12 protein-coding genes are annotated in these 13,490 nt (G+C 67.0%); 9 read left to right on the top strand and 3 right to left on the bottom strand.

What is annotated here, in order from left to right:
- The first annotated feature begins 162 nt into the window (after nt 1–162).
- A complete protein-coding gene (locus IEW02_RS14335) occupies nt 163–1,137 on the top strand; it encodes an ATP-binding cassette domain-containing protein (protein ID WP_188545529.1) in 975 nt (324 codons plus the stop codon).
- Entirely contained in the window at nt 1,134–1,973 is an 840-nt protein-coding gene (locus tag IEW02_RS14330; protein ID WP_371829956.1) for an ABC transporter permease, read from the top strand. The genes IEW02_RS14335 and IEW02_RS14330 overlap by 4 nt, the downstream gene beginning before the upstream one ends.
- Before the next feature lie 3 nt (nt 1,974–1,976).
- Here IEW02_RS14330 and IEW02_RS14325 read toward each other — a convergent pair whose 3' ends face one another.
- The gene (locus IEW02_RS14325) at nt 1,977–2,852 is read right to left on the bottom strand and encodes a glycosyltransferase family 2 protein (RefSeq protein ID WP_188545528.1); all 876 of its coding nucleotides are present in this window, start codon (nt 2,850–2,852) and stop codon (nt 1,977–1,979) included.
- On the bottom strand, nt 2,849–4,132 hold the full coding sequence (locus IEW02_RS14320; protein ID WP_188545527.1) for a glycosyltransferase: 1,284 nt from the start codon (nt 4,130–4,132) through the stop codon (nt 2,849–2,851). The genes IEW02_RS14325 and IEW02_RS14320 overlap by 4 nt, the downstream gene beginning before the upstream one ends.
- Before the next feature lie 205 nt (nt 4,133–4,337).
- On the opposite strand from IEW02_RS14320, the gene IEW02_RS14315 reads away from it, so the two are divergent.
- The 3 genes from IEW02_RS14315 to IEW02_RS14305 are packed head-to-tail and all read left to right on the top strand — an operon-like array spanning nt 4,338 to nt 8,291.
- Nucleotides 4,338–5,615: a glycosyltransferase gene (locus IEW02_RS14315; protein WP_188545526.1), complete on the top strand. Its 1,278-nt coding sequence runs from the start codon at nt 4,338–4,340 to the stop codon at nt 5,613–5,615.
- Nucleotides 5,612–6,952, top strand: coding sequence for a hypothetical protein (locus tag IEW02_RS14310; RefSeq protein ID WP_188545525.1), 1,341 nt, complete (start codon nt 5,612–5,614; stop codon nt 6,950–6,952). Before IEW02_RS14315 ends, IEW02_RS14310 begins: the two co-directional genes overlap by 4 nt.
- A 16-nt stretch (nt 6,953–6,968) precedes the next feature.
- Nucleotides 6,969–8,291 carry a hypothetical protein gene (locus IEW02_RS14305; RefSeq protein ID WP_188545524.1) on the top strand — a complete coding sequence of 441 codons (1,323 nt, stop codon included), beginning with the start codon at nt 6,969–6,971 and terminating at the stop codon, nt 8,289–8,291.
- 19 nt (nt 8,292–8,310) lie between these two features.
- On the opposite strand, the gene IEW02_RS14300 is transcribed toward IEW02_RS14305, so the two are convergent.
- Nucleotides 8,311–9,972, bottom strand: a complete 1,662-nt coding sequence (locus IEW02_RS14300) for an acyl-CoA carboxylase subunit beta (protein WP_188545523.1) — start codon at nt 9,970–9,972, stop codon at nt 8,311–8,313.
- Nucleotides 9,973–10,050: 78 nt separating this feature from the next.
- On the opposite strand from IEW02_RS14300, the gene IEW02_RS14295 reads away from it, so the two are divergent.
- Genes IEW02_RS14295 through IEW02_RS14280 form a run of 4 tightly spaced genes read left to right on the top strand, consistent with a single transcriptional unit; the run spans nt 10,051 to nt 13,474 of the window.
- Nucleotides 10,051–10,878: a biotin--[acetyl-CoA-carboxylase] ligase gene (locus tag IEW02_RS14295; RefSeq protein ID WP_188545522.1), complete on the top strand. Its 828-nt coding sequence runs from the start codon at nt 10,051–10,053 to the stop codon at nt 10,876–10,878.
- A 14-nt stretch (nt 10,879–10,892) separates the two neighbouring features.
- Complete coding sequence (locus IEW02_RS14290; protein ID WP_188545521.1) at nt 10,893–11,447, top strand: PH domain-containing protein; 555 nt, start codon at nt 10,893–10,895, stop codon at nt 11,445–11,447.
- 10 nt (nt 11,448–11,457) lie between these two features.
- Nucleotides 11,458–12,141 (top strand): response regulator transcription factor, encoded by a 684-nt coding sequence (locus tag IEW02_RS14285; RefSeq protein WP_188545520.1) that lies wholly within the window; start codon nt 11,458–11,460, stop codon nt 12,139–12,141.
- Nucleotides 12,142–12,148: 7 nt separating this feature from the next.
- Nucleotides 12,149–13,474, top strand: a complete 1,326-nt coding sequence (locus IEW02_RS14280; protein WP_188545519.1) for an ATP-binding protein — start codon at nt 12,149–12,151, stop codon at nt 13,472–13,474.
- The last annotated feature ends 16 nt before the right edge of the window (nt 13,475–13,490 follow it).

Genomic DNA, 13,490 nt, shown 5'->3' with positions numbered 1-13,490 from the left:
CCTCGAGGTCGACTTCGTGCCGATAGAAAACCGACCATCCGCCTGGTGGTCGGCACCACTGACACGGCCGCGGGTGAGAATCGTCTCGCTGGGCATCACAACAGTGGCGGTCAGCCCGTATAAAGGACATTCACCACGCGATCCGATTCGGAGAATACGACTGTGACGACGGATTACGAATGGGCCATCGAGACCAGAGGACTGACGAAACAATTCGGCGGCTTTCGCGCTGTGGACGGTGTCGACCTCACGGTTCGCACCGGAACGGTGTGCGCCGTACTCGGTCCGAACGGTGCAGGCAAGACCACGTTGGTTCGGATGCTCGCGACTCTGTTGCGGCCCGACGACGGCAGCGCGTCAGTCTTCGGGCATGACGTCGTCAGGGATGCCACCGCGGTGCGAAGCCTGATCGGTGTCACCGGGCAGTACGCATCCGTCGACGAGGATCTGACCGCGACCGAGAATTTGATCGTGTTCGGCCGATTGCTGGGGCTCTCCCGTGCACGAGCCAGGACCCGAGCCGCAGACCTTCTCGACGAGTTCGACCTGAGGGAGGCCAGTGGCAGGCCGCTGAAACACTTCTCGGGTGGAATGCGCCGCCGACTCGACCTCGCTGCCAGCCTGATCACGAACCCGCCCCTGCTGTTCCTCGACGAGCCGACGACGGGTCTGGATCCGCGGACGCGAGCGCGAATGTGGGCGACGGTGGAGTCTCTGGTGTCCGGCGGTACCACCGTCCTGCTCACCACCCAGTACCTCGAGGAGGCCGACCAGTTGGCCGACCGAATCGTGGTCGTCGACAAGGGTCGCCTCGTAGCCGACGGAACCGCGAACGATCTCAAGTCCGCGGTCGGGAGTTCCACCCTCGTTCTGGCACTGGACGATGCGGAATCGGCGGTCCGTGGCGCTTCCATCGTGGAGCGGTTCACGGGTGCGGGCGTCGAGGTCGCGCCCGACGCGCGCTCGCTTCGATCTCCGTTCGTGGACATGACCGAGGTGCCGGAAATGTTGATCGCACTGCGCTCGGCAGGGATCCGTGTCGCCGAGATCGCCGTCCAGAAGCCCACTCTCGATCAAGTGTTCTTCGCCATCACCGATCTACCGGACGCCACGTCGTCCGAGGAGGGTGCAGCATGACCGCCGTTCAGGGACCTTCCGTACGCCGACCTTCCGTACGCCGACCTCCCGCACACCGACCATCCTTGCACCGAGTGTCACCGGGGTCGGCGCTGACGCACGCCGGCACCATGGCCTACCGAGGGTTGCTGAAGTTCAAGCACAACCCGCAGCAGTTGTTCGACGTTCTGGTGCTGCCGGTGGTCTTCACTGTCATGTTTGCCGGCATTTTCGGCGGAGCCATCGCGGGCGATGTCGCGTCCTACCTGCCGACGTTGGTTCCGGGTGTCCTCGTACAGGTGGCGTTGGCAGCGTCGGTCACCACCGGTGTGCAGTTGCGGGAAGACATGAACAAGGGTGTCTTCGACCGCTTCCGGTCGTTGCCGATCGCTCGAATCGCGCCGCTTGCAGGCTCTCTCATCGCCGACGTGGTGCGGTACGCCGTCGCCGCGGTCATCACGATCGCAGTCGGGATGGCGCTGGGATACCGGCCCGGAAGCGTCGTCGGTGTCGTGGCTGCCTGTGTGCTGACCATCGTGTGCGCTTTCGCCCTCAGCTGGATCTTCGCCTTGATGGGCGTCCTGATGAGCAAGGCATCGACGGTGCAGGGGGTGTCGATGTTGGTGTTGATGCCGCTGACGTTCATGTCGAACGCCCTCGTTCCCGTCGCCACGATGCCGGGCTGGATGCAGGCGTTTGCCGGAGTCAACCCCGTGTCGCACTTGGTTTCCGCCGTTCGGCAGCTCGCGAACGAGGGACAGTTCGGGCTGCAGATCGTGTGGTCCCTGCTCGGTGCCTTCGCCGTCCTCGCCGTGGCCGCCCCGGTGGCCCTTCGGGTGTACATGCGACGCACGTAGCGATCAGGGCATCACCCGGTCCTCGGTGGGCCGCAGCATGTTCCGGACGGCGAAGCGACCGGTGTTCTTGTCGTAGGCCCGGATCACGAGCAGGCGGACGGCGTGCAACGCGGTCACCGACGGCAGGTAGAGAAGGGCTGCGCCCGCTGCCAAGGTGTATCGGCGATGGAGCACGAGCGTCCTGGGCAGGCAGCTCATGTACTGCACGAAGGAGGGGAGTCCCGACTCCATTCGCCGGGCGGACACGCCGACCGTGATGTGCGGCAGAAAAGCATTGCGCCCACCCGCCTCCTGAACGCACAGACCGGTGTCGACGTCTTCGAACACGTCTCGTCGCATGCTCACCTTGTCGGCAATCTTGGCCCAGGTGTCCCGACGCAGAATCATGTTGGAGCCGTACAGCACCGGGACGTCGCGCACACCCTGTGCGGAGGCGCTCCTGCGCGCGAACGGGTTGATGCGCTCCTTGAGTCGAGCGGCGGCGTCGCCGTAGGGCAGGTCGTATGCCTCGCCGCGACCACACACCGCCGCCCACCGGCCCTCGTCGTCGGCGTCGAGGAACTCGGTGATCGACCGTGCCCAGTCGTCGGGTACTCGTGTGTCCGAGTCGATTCGGGCGATGGCGTCGCCGGTCGCCGCGTCGAGACCGGTGTTTCGCGCGAAGACGAGCCCCTGTTCGGGTTCGGTGATCATGACCACCTCGTCGAACCGGTGTGCGTACTCGGCCACGATGTCTCGTGTTCGGTCCGTCGAGTTGTTGTCCACCACGACGATCTCGGCGATGACGTCGAGTTGTCGGGTCAGGCGGTCGAGACAGTCCCCGATGCTGTCCTCCTCGTTGTACGCCGGGACGACGACGGACAGGTATCTCGGCTTCATCTGTGCTCCTTCGATGGTGCGACGGCTTCGATCACGTCCACCGCGGCGGTCGCGGCGTTCTCCGCGGATGTCAGGCGACGTCCGAGGGCTCGTGCGGCAGAAGCACGCTCGTCGCGGAGAATGTCGACGAACGCTGCCGTCAGCGTCTCCTCGGTCACGGTCCGCACCGGCAGGGCCGCGCCGACTCCGGCTCGGGTGATCTGCCGTCCCCACATGGGTTGGTCGGCGCCGAACCAGCAGACCAGCGTCGGGATGCCCGCCCGCAGTCCGGCGGCGGTCGAACCCGCTCCGCCGTGGTGCACCGCTGCCGCGCACCGCGGTAGGACCCGGGAATGGTCGACGGACGGGGTCACGTACAGGGTGTCGCTGCCGGTCGGTGAGCGGTCCATGAACTTGCTCCATCCGGAGGCGACCAGCAGGCGTCGACCCGTCGCTGCGGCCGCCGTGACGAGCGCGGCGCTCGTGCGCTCGGGATCGGGGACCGTCATGCTGCCGAAACCCACGTAGATCGGTGGTGGCCCGGCATCGAGCCACCGGTCGAGGTCGTCGTGGGTGCTCTCACCGTGAAGCAGGCGGCGAGTGCGAGGAGCGAGGTCGAGGAAGCCGACCAACGGCCGCTGCGGACCCCACTCTCGGGCGAGACCCGGGAACAGTGCGCCGTCGTAGGCCTGTATTTCGGGTACGCCTCTGCGCGCGATACGCGTGGCGGTGGTGGACGCCGCCGGGGACAGACCCAGATCCGCGCGCAGCTCGTCCTCCGTGCGACGCGTCGCTCGCCACAGAACCTGCTCCAGCACAGTCCAACTCGCGCGAGTGAGCCACGGCGCGAGGCCGGACGCGAACGGAAGTATCGATACGATGCCGTTCTTCCGAACGGGACAGTAGTGAACCGGCACGTAGGGGATCGCGCGCTTCTCGGCGACGTTCAGGGCCCGCTCCTGACCGACACTGGAGCCGACGATCACGTCTGCATCTGTCGTCAGATCGAGCAGAGTTTCCTGCGCGCTGCGGCCGCCGCGCAGAGTCAACTCCGAAATTGCGCGCACGCGCCGCGCCGGGTTGGAGGACTTCAGATCGGTCGAGACGAGTCCCGAGCCGAGTACGTCGTCCGTGCTGCCTCCGCACGGATGCGCCTCCACACCTGCGCCGGTCACGAACTCCACGAGGTTGGGCGGGACGGCCATCACCACGTCATGGCCCCGCCCCATCAGGGTCGCGGCGAGAGCGAGGCCGGGTTGCACGTCCCCGCGGCTGCCGTTGAAGGACAGAACGAGCTTCATGCCGATACCTCCTCACCGTCGACGTCAGCGCACATGCTTCCAGATTGTGTTGCAGCGCAATGATTTGCGGGATCTCGTCGTGGTGTGTCACACACGTGCCGGTCGACGTGAGAATCGTCTCGTCCGCACCGGCCGATTCCGACGATAGTGTCGAAAGACTGCTCGTCCCCGACTCCGTACCCCGACCCTGCGACGGGAGCATCGTGTGAACATCGTCTTCACCGTCAGCGGAACGCGAGGCGACGTCCAACCGGCCGTCGTGCTCGGCTCCGAGCTGCAGCGCCGCGGACACGACGTGTCGATGGGGGTTCCGCCCAACCTCGAACCGTTCTCCGCTGCCGCCGGTCTGAAGACTCGGCCGTTCGGATACGACACCCGAGCTCACATGAACTCCGACCTGGTCCGCACCGGAACCCGAACCGGAACGCTCCGACAGCGCGCAGCTGCTGTGGCCGAGTTGTGGAACTACGGCTGGGATCAGATGGTGGAGGAGACACTCGAACTCACCGACGGAGCAGACGTGGTGGTGACCGGGGTGACGACGGAGCAGATCGCACTCACCGTCGCAGAGAGTCGCGGGATGGCGTTCGCCACGGTGCAACACGCTCCGATTCGCCGCAACCGACTGTTCTCACCCATCCCCGGCGCACCCGACTCACTGCCTTCCTGGGCGACACTTGCGACGTGGTCCGCCTACGACTCGTTGCTGTGGACGCTGACCAGTCACCGCGAGAACACCGTGCGACGCCGGCTCGGTCTGCCGACGGTGCGGTCGGGCGTTCCGGGGCGCATCGAGTCGGCCGGCGGAGTCGAGATCCAGGCCTACGACGCCGCGCTGTGCCCGGAACTCGAAGCGGACTGGACGGCGCATCGACCCTTCGTCGGCTTCCTGGATCTCGACCCGGAACTGCGCGCGTCGATCGGCGAGGACATCGAACTCGATCAGGACACTGCATCGTGGATCGCGCAGGGTCCACCGCCGGTCTACTTCGGGTTCGGGTCGATGCCTGTCCCCGACCCCGAGTCGCTGGTGTCCACCATCGCAGCCGCCTGTGCAGCGGTGGGAGAGCGCGCGGTGATCTCCGCCGGTTGGAACGACTTCGACGTCAGTTCGCAGCCAGGCGACGACGTACGAGTGATCGGGGCGGTGAATCACGACCGGCTGTTCCCTCTGTGCCGCGCCGTCGTGCACCACGGCGGGGCAGGGTCCACCGCAGCGGGACTGCGTGCGGGTAAACCGACGCTGGTGTGCTGGGTGTCCTCGGATCAGCCCTTCTGGGGCAGCCGGTTGACTCGGCTGGGATTGGGAGCGTCGACGTCGCTGCGCGGAATGACCACCGAGAGCTTGACGGCGGGCCTGCGCACCGTGTTGTCCCACGAAACAGGTTCCACAGCGCAGCGTTTCGCGCAAACCATGGTCGGCCCACGCAGTGCGGTCGAGCGGGCCGCGGATCTCGTGGAGGGTCGGGTGGCGCCGAAGTGACACCGCCGAGGTTGCAGGACCAGGACTTCACCTACTGGTTCCTGAAAGAAGCATTCGGGTGGTCGGTCGTGCTCCAGTTGGCGTGGACGTTCGACACCGCACCGTCCACGAATGCTCTCGAGCGAATGAATCGCGCTCTGGCCGACGGCTCGTTGAACCGGCGGATCGTCAGATCCAAGGTTCCGCTCGCGCGTCCGCGGTGGGTGCGATCGACACTGCGGCCCACCCTGATCGTCGACGACGACGCCATCGACGAGGTGGACGGGCAAGACTGGGCCGCACACGATCTGGCGACCACGCACCTCGATGCCGAGTCGGGCACCCCCTGGAGATTACGCGGCGTGGCAACCACCACCGGTGGATATGTTCTCTCGCTCACCTGCCTGCACCTCGTCGCCGACGGTCGATCGTTGACGTTTGCGGCGCAGGCGGCGATGTCGGGCTCTCTCGACCGAGCAGACGGAGGAACCGACAACGGCTCGATCGCACTCGATGTAGTCGATGCGGCCACGCAGGTGATCGGCGCGGTCGCCGGGGTGGGACGAGCGATCATCACCGGAGCGACCTCGGGAAGAGGCGGTTCCGAGGGGTCGTCGGCAACGGCACCGCGCGTTCCAGCGCGCACTCCCGTGGCCGACCGAGCGCCGACCGCCACGGGTTCCTGGGCTGTCGTGAGCGCAGCCACCGACGAGTGGGAACGGGCGGCGAAAGAGCATGGCGGAACCGCCAATTCGTTGTTCGTCGCGGTAGTGGCCGGTGCGCTGTGGGCGTCGGGATACGCAACCGACGGGTCAGCGGTCAAGGTCGGTATTCCGATGAGCCTGCGCGGAAACGGGGACGATCGAGCGAACGCGACTGGGGGCGTGTCGGTGGTGCTGCGCGAGCGACCGCGTCCCGCAACAGATCTGACCGAGATCAGACGCCTGTGCAAGGACGCGTTCACGGCGTTGGCGCGGGGGCGGCGTCCTGCCATGATTCACCTGCAGCGGCTGCTGCAAGTGCTTCCTCTGTCGGTGGTGACGTCCGTGGTGATGTCCGGTGAATCGGGCATGCCGGACGCGATGGTCTCGAATCTCGGCACCTTCGACGACTCGGTTCTCGACCTCGGAGGCACGCGCGCCGAGTCCGTGGCGTTCCGCGGCACGGCGCAGGGTGTGGACCCTGCCCGTCCGCACCGTTTCGGTGAGGGCCTGCAGTCCTGGTTGCTCGAAGCGGACGGGACCACCACGTTCGCGGTGCTCGCCTTCGACGAAGAGCACGTACCCGATGCGCAGCGATTGCGCGAACTGCTGTCCGCGGAATTGACCGGGTGGAACGTGCCACACCGGTTCTGGTGAGAGGGATGGTCCGACGATGAATCGTGTTGCAGGAGCTGACGAATCGTATGCTCTCGCGGAACGCCTGTTCGGCTGGACGGCTCCGATCCAATACCTGTGGGTCTATCCCCGCGAGCCCGGCCCCGAGGTGATCGACGCCCTCAACGACCAGCTCGCCGCCGGCGCGTTCAACCGCAAGGTGGTGCCCGCCAGAGTGCCCGTGGCTCGGGACCGTTGGGTCCGCGTCGAGCCCGTTCCTCCTGTCCACGGCGAATCCGCACCGATCGCCGACGACGCGGTGGGCGCGTGGGTCGACCGTCGGCTGCGTCAGGCCGATCTCGATCCCGCCGCCGGGCGAGGATGGAAGCTCGAACACGCGACCACGACGTCCGGACGATTCGTGCTGACTTTGCTCGTCTCGCACATGATCGCCGACGGCCAAGCGGTCTACAACGCCCTCGCCAGGGCGCACGCGGGGACGTCGAAGAACGCGTTGCCCCACCCGAGCGAGGTCGCGGGGACGGCGGGGCTGCGGGGCGACGTCGCCGACGCGATCGGTCAGATCGGCGCCGCGGGAAAGGCGCTGCGCGTCCTGATCAAACCCCTCTGGGAGGGCCGAAAGACCATGGGTGGCTCGCCGACTCGGGATACCGCGCCCGGTGCGGGAAGCGCGTCCGGTCCCGATACCACCCTCGCAATCGTGGACCTGGACAAGGCCGAATGGACGGCGCGCGCCATCGAGTACGGGGGCACGGCGAACAGTCTGTTCACGGCCCTGCTGGGTGGTCTCCTGCGCCGATCCGGATATCCGATGGGACCGGACGGCACGAAGATCTGTATCGCAGTCAGCAATCGCATCGAGGGGGACGAGCGCGCCAACGCATCGGGCGGAGTGTGGATCCGCGTCCCGGGTCCGATCGGGCCGGAGGCCGGGCTGCGCGAGATCCGAGCGCTGAGCAAGACGGCGTTCGCCGAGTACGCGCACGCGGACGACACCGTTGCCGACAACCTGCAGACCGTCGCGCGACTTCTTCCCGACACCGTGCTCGGGGGCATGATGCGGTCGATCGCGGGGCCGGACGTCACGGTGTCCAACCTCGGGGCGGCGCCGGAGAGTGCGCTGTGCTTGGGCGATCTCACCGCCGAGTCCTTCGGCATCCGCGCCATCATGCAAGGCCGAAACGCGGCGGACCGCCGTACTCAAGGACCCGCGATCGCTGCCTGGGCCGTCGAGTACGGCGACAAGGTCACCGTCACGTTCTTCGGAATTTCACCCGACTGGTTCGGCGACACCGACGTACTGCGGAAGTCGATCAGCGCCGAACTCGCCGAATGGTCTCTGTCCCACACCTTCTGGTGAGTATCAGAGCTGGTCAGGGTCAGAGCGGAATGTTGCCGTGCTTCTTGGGCGGCAACGTCACCAGTTTGCGTTCGAGCAACCGCAACGCCGAGACGATCTGTCCGCGGGTGTGGCTCGGTGGGATGACCGCGTCGACGTAGCCGCGCTCGGCGGCGACGTACGGGTTCACCAGGGTGTCCTCGTACTCGTTCTGCAGCTGAATGCGCAACGCGTCGACGTCTTCGCCGTTGGCGGCGGCGTCGGCGAGGCGCTTGCGGTAGACGAAACCCACCGCCCCGGATGCGCCCATCACGGCGATCTGGGCCGTGGGCCACGCGAGGTTCACGTCGGCGCCCATGTGCTTGGAGCCCATCACGTCGTACGCGCCGCCGTACGCCTTACGGGTGATCACGGTGATCTTGCCGACCGTCGCCTCGCCGTAGGCGTAGAGAAGCTTCGCGCCGCGGCGGATGATGCCGTCGAATTCCTGACCGGTTCCGGGCAGGAAGCCGGGCACGTCGACGAACGTCAGAACGGGGATGTTGAAGCAGTCGCACGTGCGTACGAACCGCGCGGCCTTCTCGGATGCGTCGATGTCGAGGGTGCCGGCGAAGGACATGGGCTGGTTCGCCACGATGCCGACGCTGCGCCCGTCGACGCGGCCGAACCCGACGATGATGTTGCGGGCCCGACCTTCCTGCACCTCGAGGAACTCGTCGTCGTCGAGAATGCGGGTGATCACCTCGTGCATGTCGTACGGGGTGTTCGGTGAATCGGGGATGAGGGTGTCGAGTTCGAGGTCCTCGGCGGTCAGGTTCTCCGCGATCGCCCCGTCGATCGGATCGGTCGGAGCCAGGCGGGGCGGCGCAGCCTGGTTGTTCGACGGGAGGTAGGACAGCAGCTCGCGGACGTAGTCGAGCGCGTCCTGCTCGCCGGACGCGACGTAGTGCGCGACACCGGACTTCTCCATGTGCGTCTGGGCGCCGCCGAGGTCTTCCATGGTGACGTTCTCGCCGGTGACGGTCTTGATCACGTCGGGGCCGGTGACGAACATCTGGGAGGTCTTGTCGACCATGACCACGAAGTCGGTGAGCGCGGGGGAGTAGACGTGACCACCGGCGGCAGGTCCCATGATCAGCGAGATCTGCGGCACGACACCGGACATGCGCACGTTGCGGTGGAAGATCTCGCCGTACAGCCCGAGGGAGACGACGCCTTCCTGGATGCGGGCGCCAGCGCCTTCGTTGATGCCGACCAGCGGACGTCCGGTCTTGAGGGCGAGGTCCATGACCTTGACGATCTTCTCGCCGTAGATCTCGCCGAGGCTGCCGCCGAAGACGGTGGCGTCCTGGGAGAAGACGCATACGTCGCGGCCGTCGATGGTGCCGTAACCGGTGACGACGCCGTCGCCGAACGGGCGGTTCTCGGCGAGGCCGAAGTTCACGCTTCGGTGCCGGGCGAGGGCGTCGAGTTCGACGAAGGATCCTTCGTCGAGCAGTGCAGTGATGCGTTCGCGGGCGGTGAGTTTGCCCTTGGCGTGGACCTTGTCGACGGCCGCTTCGCCCATCGGCAACTCGGCCTTCGCGCGGCGGGACGCCAGTTCGGCGAGCTTGCCTGCCGTGGTGTGGATGTCCGGAGCTGCAGCGCCCTCGGTCTGTTCGGCAACTGATTCCTGCGCGGACGCATCCTGAACACTCGTCATAGCCCTGCACCTTACGATGACGGTGTCCGGTGGGTCACACCGACCTGCGCGAATGTGCCTGTCTCTATGCTCGGCCGAATGTGGGAGAACCTGGACCGGCCGCCACTCGATGCCCGGACGCTGCGACGAGCACTCGTGGACGGGCCGCAGGGTTCCTGGGCGCGGGTCGATGTCGTCGACCGCACCGGGTCGACCAACGCGGACCTGCTCGCCTCGGCGGCAGACCTTCCCGACCGCAGCGCTCTCGTCGCCGATTTTCAGGCCAGCGCGCGCGGCCGACATCTTCGCCCGTGGTCGGCCCCGGCGGGGTCGCAGCTCGCGGTGTCGGCTCTGTTCAGGTTTCCGGGGATCGACCCCGCCGTCCTCGGCTGGCTGCCGTTGCTCACCGGGGTGGCCGTCGTCGACGTGTTGCGCTCTGTGGCGGAGGTGGACGCCGAACTCAAATGGCCGAACGACGTGCTGATCGGCGGCCGCAAGGTCGCCGGGATTCTTGCCGAAGTCGCACCGGGCGGCCCGGTGCCGACCGTCGTGGTCGGCATCGGCCTGAACGTCTCGATGACCGCGGACGAGCTTCCGGTGCCGACGGCCACGTCGTTGGCCATCGAGAAGGCAGCCGTGCTCGACCGGGACACGCTGGTGCGCTCACTGCTCCGCACGCTGGGGTCCGCCGTGGACGTCTGGCGTGACGCAGGATGGGACTCCAACTCTCTCGCCGAGCCGTACCGAGCTCGATGCGGAACGCTGGGTCGGCGGGTGCGCGTGATCATGCCGGGTGACAACGAGTTGATCGGCACCGCGACGGACGTCGACGCCGACGGACGCATCGTGGTGGTTCCCGAGGGCTCCGACAGCGCGCCCGTCGCCGTGTCGGCGGGAGACGTCACCCATCTGCGCACGGTCGTCTGACTACTATCTCCGCCATGGCGTACCCGCAGGACATGCTCGCCGGCGACGAGGAGCTTCTCCTTCACCGGCATCCGCACTGGAAGATGCTGTTCCTTCCCGCGGTCACGTTCGTGGTGGCCACCGCCGTGGCAGGGTTCCTCCTCGGTCTGGTCTCCAAGCACGTCGACGGAACCACCCGGACAGTCCTGCTCGCAGTGGTTGCCGCACTGTGGCTCGGGCTGGTGGGGTGGCGCTGCGTCGGCAAGTTGCTGAGCTGGAGATTCACCCACTTCATCGTCACGGACCGACGGGTGTTGATCCGGCAGGGCATCCTGACCCAGTCGGGAATCGACATCCCGCTCGGGCGCATCAGCAACGTCCAGTTTCGGCACGGACTGATCGACCGGATGCTCAGGACCGGCACGCTGATCATCGTGGCCTCGTCCGACGACCCCCTCGAGTTCGACGATGTTCCGCAGGTCGAGCGCGTGCATTCGCTGCTGTACCACCAGGTCTTCGACGCCATGGACATGCGCCGCGACGACGGGTCGGACGATCGGTTCCGGCGCGCCGACGACCGAGACTCGTAAGCTGATTCACGTGACCGAAGTCCTGCTTGCCGAAGACGACGAGGCGATCGCCGCACCACTGTCCCGCGCGCTCGGGCGGGAGGGGTACACGGTGACCGTCGAAGCGACCGGACCGCTTGCCCTCGACCGTGCCCTGGCCGGGTCGTTCGACCTCTTGATCCTCGATCTTGGGCTTCCCGGCATGGACGGTCTCGAAGTGTGCCGTCAGGTCCGGGCACACAGTTCGGATCTCGCCGTGCTGATGCTGACAGCGAGAACGGACGAGGTCGACTTCGTCGTGGGGCTCGACGCCGGCGCCGACGACTACGTCGGCAAACCGTTCCGGCTCGCCGAGCTGATGGCGCGGGTGCGGGCTCTGCTGCGCCGTCGTGGGGCCAGCAACGAGGATGCCGTGGTCGAGGTCGGGGGGATCAAACTCGACCCTGCCGCGCGTCGCGTACTGGTCGACGGCGTCGAGATCGGACTGGCGAACAAGGAGTACGAACTGCTCAAGATCCTCCTCGATCACGCCGGCCAGGTGGTGTCGCGCGATGTGATCCTGCAGGAGGTGTGGGGCGACGCGGAGCTGCGCGGATCCAAGACGCTCGATATGCACATGTCGTGGTTGCGACGCAAGATCGGCGACGAAGGTCCCGTAGCCGAGCGACGCATCGCGACCGTCCGCGGCGTCGGATTCCGCATCAACTCCGACTGAGGCACGCGTGCGCCGCCGCATTCTCCAGTCGATTCTGGCCGTCGTCATCCTGACGGGCCTGCTACTCGGGCTGCCGCTCACCTACACGGCATGGTTGTGGGTCGAGGACTTCACCCGCAGCGATCTGCAGTCCCGGCTGGACCGCATGGCCGCGGAGATCATCTCCCAGGAGGGTGGTGACGGACGCGTCGACGGTGCCCTCGACACCGCGTCCCTGCGCCTCGTCGTGCCCGAGGGCGGGCGACTGCTGGTCGTCTACCCGACGCCGGAGGACGCGGCGTCGCGGATGGACATCGGAGCACCCAGCGTGGCGCGCCCCCTCGTCGAGTCGCTCTCGATGGGCACGTCCGGATCGCTGCGACTCGAGGTCCCGTCCTCGCACATGCGGACATTGCAACAACAGGCCGTCGGCGCGGTGGCCTTGGTGGTGTTGGCCTCCATCGCGGCAGGAACCGTGGTGGCCGTCGTGACCGCCCGGCGCCTGGCCGACCCGTTGCTCCAAGTGGCCAAACGTGCCGCCCGACTGGCCGAAGGAGACTTCCGCCAGGACCCGACCCGGCACAGCATCGCCGAACTCGACCGCGTCTCCGACGTACTGGACTCCGCCACGGTGGAGATCGTCGGACGTCTGCAACGCGAACACGCGTTGGTGGCCGACGTGTCCCACCAGCTGCGCAGCCGACTGACCGCGGTACGACTGCGTCTGGACGAGCTGTCGGTGTACCCGGACCCGGCCGTTGTCGACGAGGCGAACGAAGCCATGGCTCAGGTCGACCGATTGACGTCCGCCATCGACGAACTCGTCCGATCCTCCCGCAGCGACGGCTCGGCGGGCGCCGCCACGGTCTCGGTCGTGAAGGAACTGTCGGGCGTCGTCGCGGAATGGGACACCACCTACCGTGACGCGGGTCGACTGCTGACGATGCGCGGTAATCCTGACGTGACTGCGTCCGTCACCGGATCTCGTCTGCGAGAGGCAGTGTCGGTGCTGGTGCAGAACGCGCTCGAGCACGGCGAAGGAACCTGCACGGTCTCCGTCCGGCTCGTCTCCGGGACGCCCGCCCGCGGCCACGTGGACCCCACCGTGTGCGTCGAGGTCTCGGACGAAGGGGTCGGTGTCAGCAACGACCTCGCGCCGCACATCTTCGACCGAGGATTCTCCGGCGCCGGATCCACCGGTGTGGGTTTGGCGCTCGCGCGTGCACTCGTCGAGGCGGACGGGGGACGCCTCGAACTCCAACGCCGTAAGCCCGCGCTCTTCGCCGTGTTCCTACCGGCCGTGCGTGACGAAACTCCAGTGGCCGTCGGGGCAGGAATTCACGAACCGCGCTGATCTCCTCAGCTGTGTC

Origin of the sequence: Rhodococcoides trifolii (assembly GCF_014635345.1) — a bacterium.
Classification (GTDB): domain Bacteria; phylum Actinomycetota; class Actinomycetes; order Mycobacteriales; family Mycobacteriaceae; genus Rhodococcoides; species Rhodococcoides trifolii.
The sequence above is the reverse complement of the archived record's forward strand: the minus strand, read 5'-3'. Positions and strand labels throughout refer to the sequence as shown.

Coding starts and splice junctions, on each gene's coding strand:
- IEW02_RS14290 (WP_188545521.1), top strand. CDS start 10,893: ATGGCGTACCCGCAGGACATGCTCGCCGGCGACGAGGAGCTTCTCCTT.
- IEW02_RS14305 (WP_188545524.1), top strand. CDS start 6,969: ATGAATCGTGTTGCAGGAGCTGACGAATCGTATGCTCTCGCGGAACGC.
- IEW02_RS14330 (WP_371829956.1), top strand. CDS start 1,134: ATGACCGCCGTTCAGGGACCTTCCGTACGCCGACCTTCCGTACGCCGA.
- IEW02_RS14320 (WP_188545527.1), bottom strand. CDS start 4,132: ATGAAGCTCGTTCTGTCCTTCAACGGCAGCCGCGGGGACGTGCAACCC.
- IEW02_RS14295 (WP_188545522.1), top strand. CDS start 10,051: ATGTGGGAGAACCTGGACCGGCCGCCACTCGATGCCCGGACGCTGCGA.
- IEW02_RS14300 (WP_188545523.1), bottom strand. CDS start 9,972: ATGACGAGTGTTCAGGATGCGTCCGCGCAGGAATCAGTTGCCGAACAG.
- IEW02_RS14325 (WP_188545528.1), bottom strand. CDS start 2,852: ATGAAGCCGAGATACCTGTCCGTCGTCGTCCCGGCGTACAACGAGGAG.